This window comes from Amycolatopsis sp. NPDC041971, from assembly GCF_055588925.1.
This window is the reverse complement of the sequence record NZ_JBVJCE010000031.1, coordinates 1-19,129: the sequence shown is the minus strand read 5'-3', so window position 1 is coordinate 19,129 and position 19,129 is coordinate 1. Positions and strand designations below refer to the sequence as shown.

The window sequence follows — 19,129 nt, the reverse complement described above, 5'->3', positions numbered from 1 at the left end:
TCCGCGCATCCGAGGTGAGCACCGTGAACGACACACCGTCCGCCGGTTCCGAGGTCATCGAACAGGTATCCGCCCTGGTCGAGGACGTCTTCGGCCGGCTGAAGCCGGTATTGGCCGGCGCCGAAGGCCTCCTGGCCGCATCCGCCGATGCCACTACCGGAGATCTGCCCCGCCTTCGGCCGCGGGTCTTCGACGTCCTCGGCGACCTGGTCGTCGGTGCCGGGTTCATCAGCGCGCCGAACGCGCTGGCCGATCAGGAATTCGCCTTCGAATGGTGGACCGAGACCGGCGACGCCGAGCCGGTACAACTGGTCATCAGCCTCGATCCGGGCAGCGAGAACTTCCTGGACTACACCCGGCAGTCGTGGTTCACCGTCCCGCGTGACACCGGCCGCCGCCACCTCAACGGACCGTACGTCGATTACCTCTGCACCGACGAATACACGCTGACCTTCACCGTCCCCGTCCAGCGCGACGGAGAGTTCGCGGGGGTCGTCGGCGCGGACATCTACGTGCGGGAGGTCGAGCGCCTGCTGCAGCCGAAACTGCGCGCGCTCGGCGGCCGCGCGGCACTGGTCAACGCCCAAGGCCGGGTCATCGTGTCGAACAACGCGCGCCAGGCGACCGGTTCCCTGGTGCGCGACGTCGACGTCCCTGCCTGGTGGTCCGCTGGGGCGGAGCCGGTCACGACGGAGAACGGCACGCGACTGCGGCGCTGCGGGGACTCGCCGATCGCCTTGGTCAGGTCCGAGCGCTGACCTGCAGCGCGAGCCAGAATTCGGCGCGCACGCCGGGGGAATCGAGATCGCGGCCGGTCAGTTCGGCGACCTTGCGCAGACGATTGCGCAAAGTGTGCCGGTGCACGCCGAGCCGCGCGGACGCCAGATCCCAGTGACCGTGGTGTTCGAGCCAGCAGGTCAGTGAGGCGACCAGTTCCCCCCGGCCGGTTTCGTCATGCTGCCGCAGTGGCGCCAGCAGGCTGTCCGCGAAGGCTTGTGCCGCCTGCGAATCGACCATCTCCAGAAATCCGCGTCCGGCGTGTTCGGCGAACCGGACCAGCGGAGAGCGCTTGGCCTTGGCCGCTTCCGCCGCCTGCTTCGCCTGCCGGAGCCCGGCCGGGAAGTCCACTATGGACACCGGATCGGAGACTCCGGAGTGCAGTCCCCCGATCCGGGAAGCCTGCCGGACGACGGGCTCCACGTCGCCGAGCGCGACCACGAACGCCCCGGACTCGCCGAAGAACACCGTCTCCCCGGACACTTCGGCGTCAAGCTTGTCGGCGAGGGAACGACGTGCGCCCGCGGGACCGGCGACGGCCAGCACGGTCCACGGCGCCTCCGGAACACCGCCCCAAAGCGACTTCATCGTGCGCGTGGCGAGTTCGGTGTGCCCGGCGGCGAGCAGGTCGATCGTCCCCGACCTCAGCCGTCGCAAGGCGCCGACGTACTCGCGGTTTTGTTCCAGGGCAAGGGAAAGCAATGACACCGCGGTGTTGACGATATGCTGCCCCGCGGCGTCGAGCGGCTCACGGGTGCCGACGGCGAGCACGCCTCGCGCGCGGGTGTCCAGCGTCTGCAAGACGACCTCGTACTCCCCGGCCACCGTCACCAGCGTGCCCGCGCGCAGCCGCGCGAGGTCTTCCCGGATTTCGTCGGCGAACGGCCGCAAGGACGCCGACGAAGCCTCGGTGACCGCGCCCGAGGAGTCGAGCAGGAGCACCCAGCCGTCGACCAGCTTCGCCAGTTTCCGCACGATCCCACCGGGACCGCCCTTGCCGACGGCCGTCCTGGTCAGCTCCTGCTGGCCCTTGCCGGTGCGCACGAGCGAGGCGTACTCGTCGGCGGCGACGGCACGGGAGACCGCGCGAGTGATCGCGATGAACGGTGTCTTCCTCGGCACTTCGAGCACCGGGAGCCCGACCTCTTCCGCCGTGTCCACAAGGGACCGGGGGATGCTCTCGTGGCTGAGGCCGACTCCGAAACCGAGCCCCGCCACGCCGGCGTCGACGAGCCGCCGGACGTACCCGGGTGACGTGGTCTCGTCGAGGGCGAGGCCGGTGGTCAGCAGCAGTTCACCGCCTTCGAGGAAGGCCTGCGGATCGGTCAGTTCGGTGGGGTGGACCCAGCCGATCGGCCGGTCGAGGCCGGCCTCCGCCGCGCGCACGCGCAGGCCGAGCGTGCGTTCGGCGACCAGCGCGGCGAGGGTCAGTGCCATGTTGTCCAACTCTACGCCTCGATATCGACAAGATGTCGAGCTGACGTGGACCGGACCGGCTCCCATCCTGGATGGCGACCCCGTCCCTCGCGTCCGCAGGAGTCTGGCCGTGACCGTCACCACCGAAACCCAGCGCAGGCTGCGCACCGAAATCCCCGGCCCCGCCTCGCGCGCCCTGCAGGAGCGACGCGCCGCCGTCGTCGCCGCGGGGGTGAGTTCGGTGCTGCCCGTCTACGTCACCTCCGCCGAGGGCGGCCTGCTCACCGACGCCGACGGCAATGTCCTGATCGACTTCGGTTCCGGCATCGCGGTGACCAACGTCGGCCACGCCGCCCCCGCCGTCGTGGACCGCGTCCGCGAGCAAGCCGGCCGGTTCACGCACACGTGTTTCATGGTCACGCCGTACGAGGGCTACGTCGAGGTGTGCGAGGCGCTCGACAAGCTGACACCGGGCACCCACGAGAAGCGTTCGGTCCTGTTCAACTCCGGCGCCGAAGCCGTCGAGAACGCGGTGAAGATCGCCCGCGCCGCGACCGGTCGCCAGGCCGTCGTCGTGTTCGACCACGCCTACCACGGCCGTACCAACCTGACGATGGCGCTGACCGCGAAGTCCATCCCCTACAAGCACGGTTTCGGCCCGTTCGCGCCCGAGGTCTACCGCGTGCCCGGCTCGTACCCGTACCGCGACGGGCTGTCCGGTCCCGAAGCGGCGCGGATCGCCATCGACCGCATCGAGAAGCAGATCGGCGGCGACCAGGTCGCGGCCGTCGTACTGGAGCCGGTGCAGGGTGAAGGCGGCTTCATCGAGCCCGCTCCCGGTTTCCTGCCCGCGCTTTCCCGCTGGTGCACCGAAAACGGCGTCTTGTTCGTCGCCGACGAGGTACAGACCGGTTTCTGCCGCACCGGCGAGTGGTTCGCGTCCACGCACGAAGACGTCGTGCCCGATCTGATCGCCACCGCCAAGGGCATCGCGGGCGGGCTGCCGCTCGCCGCCGTCACCGGCCGCGCGGAACTGCTCGACGCCGTCCCGCCGGGCGGACTCGGCGGAACCTACGGCGGCAACCCGATCGCGTGCGCCGCGGCGCTCGGCTCGATCGAGGTCATGCGCCAGGACAACCTCACGGCGTCGGCGAAGCGCATCGAGGACACGGTACTGCCGCGGCTGCGGGCACTGGCCGAGGAGACCGGCGTGATCGGTGACGTCCGCGGCCGCGGCGCGATGCTGGCCGCCGAGTTCGTGAAGCCGGGCACCACCGAACCCGACGCCGAGCTGACCAAGCGCATCGCGCGGGCCTGTCACCAGGCAGGCGTCGTCGTCCTCACCTGCGGCACCTACGGCAACGTCGTCCGCTTGCTGCCGCCGCTGTCCCTGTCCACCGAACTGCTCGACGAGGGACTGTCCGTCCTCGAGCACGCTGTCCGCACGGAGGCCGTCAAGTGAGTACCTTCCCCTTCTGGGTAGCCGGAAAGCCGGTCGCCGGCGGCGAGACCGTCGTCGTCCGGCACTCCTTCGACGGGAGCGAGGCCGGGTCGCACCACGTTCCGTCCACTTCGGACATCGAGACCGCCGTGCAGGCGGCGCACGACGTCTCCGACGAGTTCGCGACGCTTCCCGCGCATGTCCGGGCGGGCGCGTTGGACCACGTGTCCCGAGTTTTGGGTGAGCGGTCCGAGGAGCTCGCGCGGCTGATCACCGCCGAGTCGGGCAAGCCGCTGAAGTGGGCGCGCGGCGAGGTCGGGCGCGCGGCGTCGACGTTCCGCTGGGCCGCCGAAGAGGCACGCCGGTTCTCCGGTGACCTGCAGCGGCTCGACACCGACCCGGGCGGCACCGGACGGCTCGCGCTCGTCCGCCGCGTGCCGAAGGGGCCGGTGCTGGGCATCACGCCGTTCAACTTCCCGCTGAACCTGGTGGCGCACAAGGTGGCTCCGGCGATCGCGGTCGGCGCGCCGATCGTGCTCAAGCCCGCGCCCGCGACGCCGTTGACCGCGTTGCTGCTCGGGGAGATCCTCGCCGAGACCGGCCTGCCCGCCGGAAGCTGGTCGATTCTCCCGGTGAGCAACGAGGAATCGGCTCGACTGGTGGCCGATCCGCGGTTGCCGGTCGTGTCGTTCACCGGTTCCGTGCCGGTGGGCTGGGGTATCCGCGACAGCGTGCCGCGCAAGCATGTCGCGCTCGAACTCGGCGGCAACGCCGCGGTGCTCGTCTGTCCTGATTGGACGGATCTGGACTTCGCGGCGCAGCGGATCGCGACGTTCGCGATGTACCAGGCGGGCCAGTCGTGTATCTCGGTGCAGCGCGTGTACGCGCACGCCGACGTCTACGACGAGCTCCGGGCGAAGGTGCTGGAGCAGGTACGCGCGCTCGGAACCGGCAACCCGCGGACGGACGGCGTGGACGTCGGGCCGCTGATCAACACCGCCGCCGCTTCCCGGGTGGAGTCGTGGATCGCCGCGGCCGTCGACGCGGGCGGTCAACTGCTGACCGGCGGGAAGCGCGACGGTGCGACCGTCGAGCCGACGGTGCTCGCGAACGTGCCGGAGGACGCGTCGGTGATGGCCGACGAGGTCTTCGGACCGGTCGTGTCGATCACGCGCGTGGAGTCGGTGGACGACGGTGTGCGCCGGATCAACGACTCGCGCTTCGGCCTTCAGGCGGGTGTGTTCACGCGCGACCTGCCGACGGCGTTCGACGTGTCCGCGAAGCTGCGTGTCGGCGGAGTGCTCGTCGGCGACGTGCCGAGCTTCCGCGCCGATCAGATGCCCTACGGCGGCGTGAAGGACTCCGGCGTCGGCCGCGAAGGCCCCGCGTCGGCGATGGCCGACTTCACCGAAGAACGCGTCACCGTCCTGACCGGTCTCACTCTCTGACCACCCGCGTTTAGTCCTCTGGATGCGCTACTACCGCATTCAGAGGACTAAACGCGTGAGGTGGGCATGGGCCTCGACGAGCGAAGGGCCGTACCAGGTCAGGTAGCGTCCAGAGACCAGGACGTGCTTCGCGCCGGGAAACGCTTCGGGGCCGTCGTCCGCGGTGAACTCGTAGGGCTCGTCGGGCAGTACGAGCAGGTTCGCGTCTCCGGCCGCGAAGCGCGCTTGGACCTCGTCGAGCTTGGGGCGCGGGTAGCGCTCTTCGTCGTCCGCGTAGACATTGCCGATTCCGACGCGATGCAGGACGTCGCCGCCGAAGGTGTCCCTGCCGAGCACGATCCACGGCTTCCGCCAGACCGGCACGACCGCGCGGAACCGCTCCGGCAGGGTCTCCCGCCAGATCTTTTCGGCCTCGACCAGCCATTCCGGCTCGACGAGGTCGTAGGCCTGCGTCAGGATCCGCCGGATCGAGGCGAGCGCGCCGGGCACGGTCGCCGACGCCTCCATCACCCAGACCGGAATCCCGTTGGCGCGCAGGCGCTCCACGTCCTCCGGCCGGTTCTCCTCGGAGTTGGCCAGCACCAGATCCGGTGCGAGTTCGAGCACCTTGTCCACGTTCGGGTACTTCGAGCCGCCCACCCTCGGGACGTCCAGATCGACCGGATGGGTGCAGTAGTCCGTGGCGCCCGCCAGCCTTCCCGGCGCGCTCACCTCGACGGCTTCGGTCAGCGACGGCACGAGCGACACCACCCGCGACGCCGGTTCGCGCAGCGGGACCACTTCGCCGAGATCGTCGATCATGCGCGCTCGAAGGACAATTTCCGCTTGTCGACGTCCACCGCCGTGAGCCGGACCCGGATCCGCTCGCCTTCTGGCGGCTTCTCACCCGCGCACTTGCCCATCACCGGCGGATTCTCGATTAGGATCTCCGACTTGGTCTCGTCGGCCCGCAGCACGATCGCGTCGAACTCCTCGCCGATGTGCTCGGCCATGACCCAGGCCTCGACCTGATCGATGCAGGCACGTTCGACCTTGGCCGCCAGCGTGTCGGACGCGGTCATCTGCTCCGGCACCTCCGAAAGCGCCGCGCGGACCCACTCGGGCACTTCGCGGCCGGCGCTCACGGCGAGACAGATCTCGGTGGCGAACCGGTCGACCAGCCGCCGGATCGGCGCGGTGACGTGGGCATACGCGCCGCCGATCCCGGCGTGCGTGGTCAAGGCGGGCAGTTCGCCGTCGAACGCGGTGTACCCGGCGCCGCGCAAAAGCCTTGTGGTGTCGGCGAAAAGCGCCATCGAGGCGGGTTGGCCGGGGTCGAGCGCGGCCAGGAACTCGGACACGCTCCTGCCTTCGGGCCAGTCGATGTTCAGCGCCTGCGCCGATCGGCGCAGCCATTCGACCGCTTCGGCGTCGGGCTGGGGCAACGTGCGCAACACCCCGATCCCGGCGCCGATCATGATCTTGGCCGCGGCCATGCCGGTGAGCAGCGAGATCTCGGCGTTCCACGCGTCGACGTCGTTGCGCGGCCGCTGGATCAGCGCCCAGCCGCCGTCGGGATCGCCGCTGATCTCCTGCTCCGGCAACTGCAGTTCGACCGCGCCACGCCGGATCGCGAGCTCGCGGCGCAGCCGGCCCAGCTCCGGCAACGCGGCGACCGACGGATGCGGCTCGCCCGCGTCGATCGAAGCCTGGACGGTCTCGTAGTCGAACTGTTCGGTGGACCGGACCAGCGCCCGGCGGACGTTGGTCGCCGTCGGCTCACCGTCCGCGTCGACGTCGATGGTCCACAGCACGGCGGGCCGGGTCTCCCCCGGCAGCAGGCTCGCCGCGCCCTCGGACAGCACCGGCGGGTGCAGCGGGACGTTCCCGTCGGGCAGGTAGAGCGTCTGCCCGCGGCGGCGCGCCTCCTTGTCGAGCGCGCCCCCCGGCGGGATGAAGGCGGCCAGGTCGGCGATCGCGTAGTGAACGCGGAATCCGCCGCCCTCGACGCGCTCGACCAGCACCGCCTGGTCGAGATCCTTGGAACCGGGCGGATCGATGGTGACGAAGGGCAGACCGGTGGCGTCCTCGCGTTCCTCCGCGGACTCGATCGGGTCGACGACCGCCGCCTCCGCCTCGGCGAGCACGTCGGGCCCGAACGACTCCGGCAGCGAGAACTCGGCTCGAAGGTGACCGAAGTCCCCTCCTGCCGAGCGTGTCCTGATCACGAGTGAAGGCACCACCCAACCCTATCCCGATCCGGCGCCGTTGATCGCCCGTTCGGGTGCGGGCCGGTCGGGTGTACGTTACGAGCCGAAATGAAAACCGATACCCTTTTCAAAACGACAGGAAGGGCCGTGGCGTGAAGATCGCGTTCGTCGGGAAGGGCGGCAGCGGGAAGACCACGCTGGCGTCGCTGTTCACCGCGTACCTGGCCGGCGGCGGGAAACCGGTACTGGCGATCGACGCGGACATCAACCAGCACCTCGCCGTCGCGCTCGGCGCGAGCGAGGAAGAGGCCATCGCGTGGCCGACGCTGGGTGACAACATGGGCCTGATCAAGGAGTACCTGCGCGGCGACAACCCGCGGATCGCCGACGCGGCCTCGATGATCAAGACGACTCCGCCGGGGCGCGGGTCGCGGCTGGTCCGGCCGTTCGAGGACAACCCCATCTTCCAGGCGTGCTTCCGCGAGTTCGGCGGCGTGCGGCTCGGCGTCACCGGCCAGTTCGACGAGGACGACCTCGGTGTCGCCTGCTACCACTCGAAGGTCGGCGCGGCGGAACTGCTGCTGAACCACATGATCGACGACGCGGGCGAATACGTGGTCATGGACATGACCGCCGGCGCCGACGCGTTCGCGTCCGGCCTGTTCACGCGGTTCGACGTGACGTTCCTGGTGTGCGAACCGACCGTGCGCAGCGTCGGCGTGTACCGGCAATACGCCGACTACGCGCGCGACTTCGGGGTGCGGCTGGTCGTCGTGGGCAACAAGGTCACCGAGGACGAGGACATCGAGTTCCTGCGCGCAGAAGTCGGCGACGCCCTGCTGGGCTGGATGGAGAACTCGCGGCACGTCCGCGCCGCCGAACGCGGCCGCGCGCGCCCCATCGGCGAACTCGAAACGCACAACCTCCGGACGCTGGACTCGATGCTCGCGACCGTCGACGGCGAGCAGCGGGACTGGGCGCGCTACCAGCGTCAGGGCGTCGAGTTCCACCTCCGCAACGCGCGGGCGTGGGGCAGCGGGCGGGCCGGGGAGGACCTCACGGCTCAGGTGGACCCGGAGTTCGCGCTGGGCCCGGCTTTGGCGCGGCAAGACGCCTGACCTGCTGTTTCAGCGGAGGAGAGAGCAAGGGACCTTTGCTATCGCTTGGTTGCATGCGCTAAGCGACGCTAGCAAAGGTCCCTTGCTCCCCCGCCTGCTCACGGTGCAGCGGCACTCGAGGTCGGTGGCGAAGGACGGCCTTGATCAACGGGGGATCGGGGACGTCGAGTGTCCCCGATCCCCCGTCGATCAACCTCAGGACCCGACGCACAGGCGCTCAGTCACCGTTCCACTTGGCGTCCTCGGCGTCGGCCTGGCGGGTGCGTTCCTTGGCGATGTCCAGGGCGCGCCGGGCCGTCGCCTCGTCCGGGTACGGGCCGAGGAGGTCGACGCCCCGGCCTCGTTCCAGGTGCTCGACCTGATTCGTCTTGGTGTTGAAGTACCAGCCTTGATCCGGGTTCGGGTCGCTCGACATACGACAAGCCTGACATCACCCGGACGTCCTGTCATCACTTGCGATAGCGGTACGGGATCTCCGTGGGATCACCGGTCGGACCGAACTCGGCGCTCTCGGGCTGGTCCACCTTCGAGCTTTCCGGCGCGTTCCCGCCGAGTTCGTCGAACCAGCCCCGGTGCATCGGGACACCGCGCGGCGGGGTCGCGGGTTCCGGCGCGACGGGGATGCCCTGCGGCGGCGAAGTGGGTGACACCGGCGGAGGAGGAGCGGCCTGCGGCATCGCGGACGGCGGCGGAGTCGTGACAGGCGGCTCCGGTTCGGCTTGGGACGGCGCGGCGGGCTGCGCTTCCGGAGTGGCCGGAGGGGCGGTCATCGGCGGAGGCGGCGTCTGGTTCGTCGACGGGGGCTGCATCCGGGTGGGCTGAGGCAGTGCCTGAGGCGCCGGTGCTTGCGAAGCAGGCGAAGGCACCTGAGGCCCGCTGGGGGCGGCGGGCTGAACCGGCGCCGGAGGTACCGCTTGGCCGCCCTGCAACGGCGACCCGCCGGACGAAGCGGGCGGAGCGGGCGGCACAGCCCCACCAGAAGGCGCGGGAAACCCACCGGACGGAGGGGCGGGAGGCACCGGCGGGGTGACCGTGCGCCACACCGGCGCGGGTCCGATGTTCATCGGCGCCGGGGCGCGCGGCGGCTGCCCGGTCGCGGTCGGCGCGGCCTGCGAAGGCGGCGGGGGCGCTTGACGCCGCGCAGGCTTCGGGATCGGGTCGAGACACGAGACGAGCACCGTGGTGTTCGCCGGGTCTTCGATCTTCCGGCCGCTGCGCTCGCGGTAGATCATCTCGCCTTCGGTGTCCATCTCGACCAGGTAGCCGGCCTCCGCCAGCTGTTCCTCGTCGAGGTCGACGAGTTTTTCGTAGCGCGACGGGACGACACGGTAGATCGGCCAGGCGAGGCGGGCGTTCTCGTGATGGAACTGGGCCAGCAGGGCGGCCATCTGCTGCTGCCAGGGCAGCGACATCCCCTCGGCCAGCGAACGCGGCAACACGACGTAACCGGCGTCGACGCCCGGCCAGCCTTGATTCAGCTGGTCGGCCAGCGGCGTACTCGACGCCGGCCGGGCCGCGTGCCGCGCGGGTTGTGCGGTACCGAAAAGATCGCGGGGATCGACCTCCGGACCGTTGGCCGCCGCGGGCTTGCCTCGCCTTCCGAATTTCCGTGCCACGTTCTTCATCCTCTGCCAGTGTGCGGCCGCTTGCCGGTGGACAGGCCGCCACTTCGGGTGAATCCGATGGTCCCGCGGTCGCGATACCACGCTTTCACCATGCTAAACGCCAGGACGAACCGCCTGCGCGACCACTTCGGCCTCGTCGAAGGAGAAGTCCCGGATGTGCACCGGCACCCCGGTCTGCTGCGCCTCGACGATCTTGCCCTCGCCCAGGTACATCATCACGTGGTGGATGGTCGCCGGGTTCGACGGCACGGTGGCGAGGAACAGCAGGTCACCCGGCTGCGCCTGGCGGACCGGCAGCATCGCGCCGCCCTTGTACTGGTCCCGCGAAACACGCGGGATGATGATCCCGGCCGACTCGTAGGCCCGCAGCATCAACCCGGAGCAGTCGTAGCTGTTCGGCCCCGTGGCGCCCCAGACGTACGGCTTGCCCTGCTCGGCGAGGGCGAACTTGATGGCCTGCGCGGCTGCCTGGCTCGGCGGCACCACACTGCCGACGCTCGTGCCGCAGCCGACGACGTCGACGATCTGGCCCTCGTTCTGCACGAGGAGGGCCGCCATCGGCTCCCAGTTGTGGTAGCGGTCGGGGAAGCCGGACCGCTCCACCCGCTGCGCGGCGTCGCCGGGACGCATGTTCTCCCAGTCCGGCACCGCGAGCAGCACGTCGTAGAACTTGTTGACCTGGTACGGCGGGTCGGTGACCTGCGCGACGGTGCCCCAGCCCATCGACGGCCGCATCTGGAAGATGCCGAGCGAGTCGCGGTCGCCGTAGGTCAGGTTGCGCAGCTTGGACTCGGTCATCCCGGCCTGGATCGCCACCTGCCACGCCCGCGGGGACAGCGTCCGCTGCTTGCCGATCGAGATGATCAGCGCGACGATCCCCTTCTGTTCGTCGTCGAGTTTGTTCACGTCCGAAGAACCGCGATCGACCTGGCCGGGCAGGGTCGGCCCGATCGACGCGTCGCAAGAGGTCTTGACGACGCCGCCCGCCTGGGCCTCCAGGTGGTCGGTCACCACCTCGGTGACCTTGCTCGTGGTGATCACCGCGGCGAAGACCGCGGTGATCAGCACGCCGACGATGAGCCCGATCTTCATCGGGTCAGCCCGCTTGGGTGAACTTGGTGACCCGCCATCCCGGGTTCGTCTTGACGACGGTCACCCGGACCTTGGACCCGTCCGTGGGGACGTCCACGTCCATCGATCCGGTGACCGAGGACGCGACCTGCGGCTCCCCGGAGACCCTGGTCGCGGCGATGTTGGCGGGATCCACCGTCGTCAGTTCCCCGGCCAGGTACTCCTCGGTGGTGTAGGGCTTCAGTCCGTTCAGCCACTTCTCGGTCGTCGTACCGTCGGGATGGTTCGCCCATGCCGTCACCCACTCCTTGGCGACCCGGACCCCGTCCTGGTCGACCGGCGCGGAAGACGGCGGCGGCCGGGTGGTGATCCTCGGCGGCAACGTCGACGTCACGGTCACCGGCGCCGCGACGCCGGGACGTGAACTGGCCGTCGCCGAAGCACCCGGCCCGATGGCCGTCTGTCCCGGTTTTCCGATGGACTTCGGCAGCAGGATGCCCAGCGCGGTGAACAACACCGCGAGGATCACGAGCGTGCCGATGAGGTGGCGGGGCGAGCGCAGTGGCCAGCCCCAGAGTCTGCGGTAGACCGCGGTGCGCCCGCGATTGGTCCGGATCGGCATGGGTCACCGACCCACTGCATGGTCTGTGTCGCGGACTTCCTCGCGGACTTCGAGCCCGCGCGAAGGCCGGTACAGCACGTAGACCGGCTTGCCCGCGACGACTTCGGGGTCGACGCGGCGCGGGCGTGGCACCTGTGCCGCGGCCGGCCCCGGTTGCACCGGCACGGCTCCCGAGTAGTCGGGCGTGGTGTAGCCGCCGCCCGCGGAGTTCATCCGCGATGGCACCACGACCGGCTCCGGTTCGTCGCTCCAGCGCCGGTCGGCGACCGGCGACGTGTCGACCCGGCGGCTCGGCACCTGGATCGGGCTCCGCCCGCCCGAGGTGAACATGGAGTCCCCCGGATTGCCCGCGGACGGGTTGTACTGGCCGAACACCGGGACGCTTCCGCCGCCACCGGCGGGAAGCGCGGGCATGCCGCCACCGCCGCCGACGGCGCCGGGCCACGGCGCTCCCGACCAGGCCGCCGCGGGCCGGATCGCGGCGGAGCCGCTGTCGAGCCGCTGCGAACTGGCGAAGATCGTCGCCTCGGGCCGGAACCGCCCGCCGCCGACCGTCGCGCCCACCGGACCGCGGAGGTCGCCATCGACGACGTCGTCGGTGTCGCGGACGTTTTGCCAGAAGGCGTCCTGCGGGGTCGGTTCGTTGCTCTTCTTGCGGAAACGGGAGAAGAGGCCGCCGCGTGGCGAGGGCACCGCGCCGCCGACCATGCCGACGGACATCTCGACCATCTGCCACAACCGCCGCACGGGACGGCCGATCATGAACAGCAGCACGGTGATGATGGCGGCCAGCACCATCTTCGTCAGCAGGGAAAGCGAGTTCCCCGCGGTGAAGATCGCCTCCAGCAGGAGGGTGTGCACGCCCGCCAGCACCGAGAGCACCATGAGGTTGAAGGCGACCGCGCCGACGACCTTCAGGATCCGCTGCATGATCTGGGGCTGGAGCAGCGCGATCAGGCCGATCAACGGAGCCGTCAGGACGAAGATCCTGATCAGCACCTGCGCGAGCAGGACCGTCGCCTTCGCGAGCAACTGGAACAGCGAATAGAAGATTCCCTGGCCGAGGGAAAGGAAACCGGCGCCGACACGGCTGCCGTCCTCACCCGTGAAATAGCCCGTCGCCGGGCCGAGTTTGGTGGAGATGTCCTTGAACGCCGCCTTCTTGGAGTCGACCAGCGCGGTGTCGGCGTCGCCGCCCTGCTGGATCTGGCCCCAGGTGAAGGCACGCGCGTCCAGGAGGGCCGGGCCGTACTGGATGGCCTGCGGCGAGTCCGGGCTGCCGAACTCCCCGCGGAGCCAGTTGTCGTAGACGACCCGGCAGTGCAGTTCGGTCGGGACCCGGTCCCACGGCTGTCGAGCCGCGACGGCCTCCGGGGTCGCCTGGCACGGTTGGGTCGAGGGCGGCTGCGGCTGGGTCGGCGGCGGCGTCTTCGCCTCGTCGATGAACCCGGCCTGGATGTTGGTGGTGGTCTGCACGATCGCGTTGTCGATCGGATCGAGGAATCGCAGCAGTGCCAAGGAGGACGCGGCCAGCCAGACCGCGGCGAGCCCGTACAGCGCCCGTTTGCTGACCGCCGCGAGGTCGCCACGCCAGATGTTGCGGAACAACATGATGGACATGATCAGCGCGGCAAGGCCGAACAACTGGGCGTAGATGTTGTTGTAGACCTTCTCGGCCCCGGCCTTGACGGCGTTGTACAGCGGGCTGAGCAGGCTGCCCTGCAACACGGTGTAGTGCAGCGAGTTGGTGGCACCGACGATGTTCTTGCCGATGTTGAACAGCTGGTTGCCCGCCCAGGTGTCGATCGTCGAGTTGGGCGAGGTGATACCGGCCAGCGGACCGCAGTCGGTTTCGAACGTGTCCCAGACGTGCCCCGCGTACCCGTAGACGTTGTACGGGCTGCCGCCTTCACCGCGCGCTGTCGCGGGCGGGTCGAGCGCGCCGACCATGCCCGCGCCGGGCCGTTCCGGGTTCGGTGCCTCACCACAGGCCGCGGCCGAAGCCGCCGGAGCGGTCGCCACGGCTTGGAGGCCCAGGATCAGCATGACGGCGAGCATCGTCGCGCGGCGGCTGGGTCTGTTCTTGCCGGGCCGCGGCCCCTCTTCGAGGCGGCGGCGCAGCGCGTGCCAGCCCGCGGCGAACGCGAGCACGCACGCCAGCGTGATCACCGTGTTCATGCGGCATCCCTGCCGGTGCCGCCCTTGCCGGCGCGCGCGGGCTGCTCGCCCTTCTCCCCGTTCGTGATGTGTCCGTTTCGGACGGCGCCTCGCACTTCCCCGGTCTCGGCCGCCAACGGGTCCGGGGCGCCGAGCAGTTGCTCCTCGGTCAGCCCGACTTCGAGTTCGGCCGCGAGTTCGAGATCCTCTTCGAGTTCGAAGTCGTCCTCCTCCGGCGGAGCGGCCACGAACTGCTTCTCCTCCGGGACGGCGAGTTCGTTGCCCGGCCTCGACGGTTTGGCGTCGGGCGAACCCGGCGTGGTGTCCATGACCCGGCGCAGGTGCTCCAGGTGCGGGCCGGAGAAGTCGACGCGGATCCGCTCCACGCCGCCGGCGCCGTCACCGAAGATGAACTGCCGGGGCTCGACGTCCCGCTGGAGATCACGTTGCGAACCGGGACGGCGGCCCAGCGCCGCGACGACCTGCTCGTAGCCCACGCCGACCGGGACCTTGAGCAGGCGCAGCGCGTCGGCCTGGGCGTCGTCGTCGTCAAGACGCCCGACGAACACCGAGTCCAGCAGCGCCACGAAACCCTGGATCTTCAGGAAGTCCGCGGGGATCTGCGAGGAAAGCAGCACGCGGACGTTCCATTTACGCGAGTCACGGGCGAAGCGGTTCATCAGCACGCGACCGGTCGGGACCTCGGACAGGAAGAACGCCTCGTCGATCCAAACGCCCTTGCGCAGTTCCTTGGGCTTCTCGTACACCGACCGCTGCGTCAGCCACGCGGCGAGGTTCAGCATCTCGACGCCGAGCGACTCCGCGTCCGTCCAGTACTCGCGCGGGACACCGTCCTTGGGCAGGGTCAGCCCCGCCATGGTCAGCACGGTCATCCGGTCGTCGCGGGTCTCGGCGTACGGGTCCGCGTCGGTCTCCGGGATGAGCAGTGCCATCCGCTCGCGCATCTCGTCGAGGAAGTCCGCGACGACGGCGGCGTGCTCATGGTGCTCGCTGGAGTCCCGGCGCAACGCGTCGATGACCTGGCCGGGATCGGCTTCGAACCGGCCGCCGACCGCACGGACGGCGCGCAGCAGCACGATCCGGGTCTGCGGCATCCGCGAGACCTCGTACGGCAGGACACCGGTGAGGACGTCGAGCACGAGACGGCGGCGCGTCGCACCGGCGAGGGCCTTCTCCCGCCGCCACGACCGCTCGGGGTCGTCCTCGTCCATGAAGTGCTCGATCTGCGGCTCGGCGACCACGCGGTACGGGTTGAGGATGCCGGGCTGCGCGTTGAGCAGGTTGATGTTCCGCGCGTACGGCCGCATTTCGGGCAGGTCGCACAGCCGCGACAGCGGGCCCGACGGGTCGAGGATCGTCCAATGCGCGCCCGCGCGGAGCGTCTTGTAGACGATGCCACCACCGAGGAACGACTTACCGCCACCGAGACCGGCGACCATCGCGGTCAGCCCGGAACCGTCGCGGATCTCCTGCGCCATCCACGGATCCCACGCCACCGGGCGCCGGGTCGCGGTCACGGTCTCGCCGAGCAGGATGCCGCGGCGGTCGCCCACCTCGGCGGTCGCCGTCGGCACCGACGAGGACGCCCACACGACCGAACCGCGCCGCATGTACGCCGCCGAGGCCAGCGGCTCGCCGGGGATGAATTCCCTGGCCAGCGCGTACTGCGCCTCGGGGTGTTCGACGGCGATCTTCGGCTTGTAGAGGTCGAGAAGCTGCTGGGCCAGGCGCAGCGCGTCCCGCTCCGTCGGCCCGGACACCGCCAGCCGCCACCAAGAACGCACCCGGGTGGCCAGCGCGGTGAAGCCCGACGTCATCTCGTCGTCGATCTCCAGCACCCGGCCGGCCTGGCGCGCCAGCGACTGCGGCGGCTCCAGTTCGTGCTCGTCGGTGTAGTGCTTGACCTGCGAACGCACCTTGTTCATCTGGCGTTGGAGCTCCCCCGCCACTTCCTCGGGGCGCCGGACGTAGATCCGCGCGGACACCTCGACCGCGGCGGGCAGCCGGTCGGCGTGCTGGATCCACGGGTCGTCGACCTCGGGGATCTGAAGACCGTGCATCTGGCCGACGGTGAGGACGGCGAGATGCCGCGAGACCCCGGCGTTCGATCCGGTGCGGCCGCGCACGGTGACCGTCGGCGCGTACGGCTCGGCGTGGAAATCCGCCGCGTCGGTGAAACTGGCGAGATCCTCGGGCTCCCAGGCGGCGCCGGGGACCGCGGGCATGTTGCGCGGCGCGGGCAACCCCAGCGAGCACGAGCGGTGCATCAACCAGGACATCTCCTCGGCATGCACCGGACGGCCTTCGAGCCCGGCCGAGCCGATCACCTGGTCGAGATGCTCGACCTCGGAGTCGAGTGCGGCCAGTTCTGCGTCGACGGCCTCGGGCAGGATCTTGCGCAGCACCGGGGCGGCGCTCTCGACCGCACGGTCGATCATCCGCCTGGTCTGCACCTGGACGCCGAGGTAGACCTCTTTTTCCGCCATCGAGCGGCCCATCAGCTGCTGCTGCTCGCCGATGAGGTAATCGTCGAAGGACAGCGCGCCCGGCACGTCCTGGGGACGGCCGACGGCGTTGTGCACGTGGGCCTCGGCCCACATGCGGATCGGATACGGCCGGTTGGTCACGCGCAGGTGCAGCCAGCGGCCCTGGAGCTCCGCGTACTGCCCGGCGATGGCCGCGATCAGGTCGCGGCGCTGCGAATCCGATCGGAACGACCAGCGCTGGGGGGCGAGCCGGTACCAGGCGTAGACCTCGTGACCGGTGCGCAACAGGTGCCCGTCGATGCTTCGCGCCGCGATCGACGGGGTGTAGGCAGGTATCGCCGCTTCCCCGGGCAGCCGCCTCCCCTTATCGGCCTTCTTGGGTTGCGCGGAGCGGACCTGCTGGGGCGGGTTCCAGGCCCCTTGCTGCAGATCTCGATCACGTTTTCCTCGGCTTCCGCCGCGACCGAACAACGACTACCTCCCGGCCCGAGCCGCAGGACGGCTCCGACGCGCTCGTGGTGTTCCCTGAGCTCCGGCGCCGCCGCCGTAGCCGTGGTGCTGGTACTGCCGTCTCCTGCGATGCTTCGGTAACGGGCGGTTCGCCCGCACCCGGACACGGGACGCGCTGGCGGCGCCCCCCGTGCCCGTAGTCCGTTCTCTAGGGGTGTTGAGCTCTTTCGCCGCCATCCCGGCCACGGCGCCGAGGGGGCGTTCGTGACTGATCTTGGACGTGATCAACCTGGTGATCACAATTGTGGCGACGAAGGCCCAGGCCGTCGAGAAGAACCCGAAGCTCCAGCCCGCCCACCGTTCGACGGTGAGCACGAGCAGGAAGACCGGGATACCGACGAGCCACGCGACGTAGCGGGCTCTCCAGGGAAAAGTCGCTTTCGGCGGGCCGAGCCACACGGCATCGACCCGGTAAACCTCGTCATCGGTGCGGATACGCAACGCGAGCCCTGCCTCAGCCCGTGAAGAGGCCGGCGATCCACTGGCCCACGTTGACTCCGGCGCCACTCACCGCGAGGCCGATGATCGCCAGCGCGATCACGACACCGGCGAGTCGGCGCATGACACCGGCGTTGTCGCCCTTGCCGCCGCCCAGCCACAGCAGGAGGAGCGCGACGGCCAGCAGCACCAGGGGGATGATGTTGTCGATCAGCCAGGTGCGGACGTTGCCGGTGCCGAGCTCGCCGGCGGCCAGCGTGTCGAGGGTGGTCATGGTCATCATCGCATTACTCCCGGTGCGCGGAGAGGGGGTTCGCGCGGTTCTGGCTCGGTGGTGCTTCGAACATCATGGCGTTACGAGGCGTAGTGGTCAAAGCGCGCTCTGTAGATATCGCTTTGTCCACAGATCACAGAGCGAGGCACAGCACCACGACCATCCTCGGTCTCCATCATCGTTGCAAGGGTCGTCTGGTTTAACCCCGGCCACCCGTATTTCGCAGTGTGCCGACGGCCTCACTCGGTTGCGAGGCATCTTGCTCACTGTGAGTACGGACCGGCCGCGGAGAATCGGGCCTCGACCAGTGTGACATGACTCGTTCGGCGGCTTCTCCCGAGTCCGCTGGGTGAACACGCATTCGACAAAAATTATGAGGGCCGATCAAGCGAAAGTCACACTTCCGTTACCCAAAGCGAAAACAGGGTAGGCATTTTCGCTACATAGCGTAATTATCTGCCCGTAGAGAACACATTCGCGGGAAAAGCGCCCGCTTCGGCGGCCTTACGACTCAAAGGCCCGCACAGCTCGTGAAGGCGCTTGGTCTTCTCCTCGCCGAGGTACTCCCACGGCCTCGCCGACGAGGCGTTGGTGGCGACTTCGAGCCGCTCGCGAAGATCGTGTCCGGCCTCGGTCAGACCGCCATCGGCGTCCAGGATGCCCTGTTCGCGGAGCTTGGCGGCCGCGCCGTCCCACTGCTCGTCGCTCCAGCCGCGGGACGCCTTGGCGACGGCGGGCAGGAACCCCTTGCCGGTGGCGGTGTGCGTGACGAGAGCGGCGAGCCCGTCGAGACCGTTGACGATCAGCGCGGCGATGTGGCCGTCACCGCGATGCTCGCGCAACAGGGTGATGGCATGCCAGAGCACGAGGTGCGGCTCGCTCGGCCAGTCGAGGCCCGCGTGCCCAGCATAGAGCGGACGGCCGTCGGGCTGGCAGCCTCCGGTCGCCTCGCGGGCGAGCTCGGCCGCCTCGGCGACCTCTTCGGAGCCGAGGGTCTCCTTGCCCAGCAGCCGGGTCAACGCCGCGTCGACGGCCTCGAAGCGGGCCTCGATGATCCTGTCCGGGCCGGCCAGCGTCCACGCGCGCGGGATGTAGCGGGCGACCAGCTCGGGGTTGAAGTTGTAGAAGGTGGCCGCGACCACCTCGGAGCCCACCGCGCCCATGGGCGCCGCGCGGCCCGCGAAGTAGGTCATCCGCCCCGGCCGGAGGCCCGCGCCGGTGAGCGCGGCTTCCGTCTCGGGTGCGAAGTAGGTAAGGGAATGCAGTACTTCGAACGTCCTGCGGAACCGTCCCGTGACCTGACTCGCTTCGCCCATGGGGGCAGCCTACCGGCAAGTAGACAGGGGCGCGTCGTCTGAAGGGGCGGCAGTGGGAGGTGTGGTGGGGCTGCGGCGGGAGCAAGGGACCTTTGCTATCACTTCGCAGGTGAGCCGGTTCGGGAGTGGGGGGGGGGGGGGGGGGGGGGGGGGGGGGGGGGGGGGGGGGGGGGGGGGGGGGGGGGGGGGGGGGGGGGGGGGGGGGGGGGGGGGGGGGGGG

The 19,129-nt window shown here is 69.9% G+C and carries 16 protein-coding genes; 4 read left to right on the top strand and 12 right to left on the bottom strand.

The window, feature by feature from the left end; genetic code table 11:
* The first annotated feature begins 23 nt into the window (after window positions 1–23).
* Window positions 24–758, top strand: coding sequence for a cache domain-containing protein (locus tag ACZ6DT_RS38910; RefSeq protein ID WP_465604676.1), 735 nt, complete (start codon window positions 24–26; stop codon window positions 756–758).
* Here the strand turns inward: ACZ6DT_RS38910 and ACZ6DT_RS38905 are convergent.
* Window positions 742–2,214, bottom strand: a complete 1,473-nt coding sequence (locus ACZ6DT_RS38905) for a PucR family transcriptional regulator (protein ID WP_465604673.1) — start codon at window positions 2,212–2,214, stop codon at window positions 742–744. The two genes, ACZ6DT_RS38910 and ACZ6DT_RS38905, sit on opposite strands and share 17 nt — an antisense overlap.
* 109 nt (window positions 2,215–2,323) lie before the next feature.
* Here ACZ6DT_RS38905 and gabT point away from each other — a divergent pair, with 109 nt between their 5' ends.
* Together gabT and ACZ6DT_RS38895 are read left to right on the top strand one after the other, a co-directional pair.
* Window positions 2,324–3,655, top strand: a complete 1,332-nt coding sequence (gabT, locus tag ACZ6DT_RS38900; RefSeq protein ID WP_465604671.1) for a 4-aminobutyrate--2-oxoglutarate transaminase — start codon at window positions 2,324–2,326, stop codon at window positions 3,653–3,655.
* Window positions 3,652–5,082, top strand: a complete 1,431-nt coding sequence (locus tag ACZ6DT_RS38895) for an aldehyde dehydrogenase family protein (RefSeq protein WP_465604668.1) — start codon at window positions 3,652–3,654, stop codon at window positions 5,080–5,082. Before gabT ends, ACZ6DT_RS38895 begins: the two co-directional genes overlap by 4 nt.
* Window positions 5,083–5,121: 39 nt before the next feature.
* On the opposite strand, the gene ACZ6DT_RS38890 is transcribed toward ACZ6DT_RS38895, so the two are convergent.
* A complete protein-coding gene (locus ACZ6DT_RS38890) occupies window positions 5,122–5,883 on the bottom strand; it encodes a helical backbone metal receptor (protein ID WP_465604665.1) in 762 nt (253 codons plus the stop codon).
* Window positions 5,880–7,289 carry an RNB domain-containing ribonuclease gene (locus tag ACZ6DT_RS38885; protein WP_465604728.1) on the bottom strand — a complete coding sequence of 470 codons (1,410 nt, stop codon included), beginning with the start codon at window positions 7,287–7,289 and terminating at the stop codon, window positions 5,880–5,882. Before ACZ6DT_RS38885 ends, ACZ6DT_RS38890 begins: the two co-directional genes overlap by 4 nt.
* A 134-nt stretch (window positions 7,290–7,423) precedes the next feature.
* Between ACZ6DT_RS38885 and ACZ6DT_RS38880 the strand changes: the two genes are divergently transcribed.
* Window positions 7,424–8,389 (top strand): ATP-binding protein, encoded by a 966-nt coding sequence (locus ACZ6DT_RS38880; protein ID WP_465604662.1) that lies wholly within the window; start codon window positions 7,424–7,426, stop codon window positions 8,387–8,389.
* A gap of 217 nt (window positions 8,390–8,606) precedes the next feature.
* Here ACZ6DT_RS38880 and ACZ6DT_RS38875 read toward each other — a convergent pair whose 3' ends face one another.
* From ACZ6DT_RS38875 to ACZ6DT_RS38835, 9 genes are all read right to left on the bottom strand, one after another.
* The gene (locus ACZ6DT_RS38875; RefSeq protein WP_465604659.1) at window positions 8,607–8,804 is read right to left on the bottom strand and encodes a hypothetical protein; all 198 of its coding nucleotides are present in this window, start codon (window positions 8,802–8,804) and stop codon (window positions 8,607–8,609) included.
* Between the two features lie 34 nt (window positions 8,805–8,838).
* Window positions 8,839–10,014: a hypothetical protein gene (locus tag ACZ6DT_RS38870; RefSeq protein ID WP_465604657.1), complete on the bottom strand. Its 1,176-nt coding sequence runs from the start codon at window positions 10,012–10,014 to the stop codon at window positions 8,839–8,841.
* Between the two features lie 93 nt (window positions 10,015–10,107).
* A complete protein-coding gene (locus tag ACZ6DT_RS38865) occupies window positions 10,108–11,106 on the bottom strand; it encodes a C40 family peptidase (protein ID WP_465604654.1) in 999 nt (332 codons plus the stop codon).
* Between the two features lie 4 nt (window positions 11,107–11,110).
* Complete coding sequence (locus tag ACZ6DT_RS38860; RefSeq protein ID WP_465604652.1) at window positions 11,111–11,707, bottom strand: hypothetical protein; 597 nt, start codon at window positions 11,705–11,707, stop codon at window positions 11,111–11,113.
* Between the two features lie 3 nt (window positions 11,708–11,710).
* Window positions 11,711–13,885 carry a magnesium transporter gene (locus tag ACZ6DT_RS38855; protein ID WP_465604649.1) on the bottom strand — a complete coding sequence of 725 codons (2,175 nt, stop codon included), beginning with the start codon at window positions 13,883–13,885 and terminating at the stop codon, window positions 11,711–11,713.
* Entirely contained in the window at window positions 13,882–16,842 is a 2,961-nt protein-coding gene (locus ACZ6DT_RS38850) for an ATP-binding protein (protein ID WP_465604646.1), read from the bottom strand. The genes ACZ6DT_RS38855 and ACZ6DT_RS38850 overlap by 4 nt, the downstream gene beginning before the upstream one ends.
* Window positions 16,843–16,845: 3 nt before the next feature.
* Window positions 16,846–17,322, bottom strand: coding sequence for a hypothetical protein (locus ACZ6DT_RS38845; RefSeq protein WP_465604644.1), 477 nt, complete (start codon window positions 17,320–17,322; stop codon window positions 16,846–16,848).
* A 13-nt stretch (window positions 17,323–17,335) separates the two neighbouring features.
* A complete protein-coding gene (locus tag ACZ6DT_RS38840) occupies window positions 17,336–17,602 on the bottom strand; it encodes a hypothetical protein (protein ID WP_007035338.1) in 267 nt (88 codons plus the stop codon).
* Between the two features lie 443 nt (window positions 17,603–18,045).
* Window positions 18,046–18,909: an SCO6745 family protein gene (locus tag ACZ6DT_RS38835; RefSeq protein ID WP_465604641.1), complete on the bottom strand. Its 864-nt coding sequence runs from the start codon at window positions 18,907–18,909 to the stop codon at window positions 18,046–18,048.
* Between the last annotated feature and the right edge of the window lie 220 nt (window positions 18,910–19,129).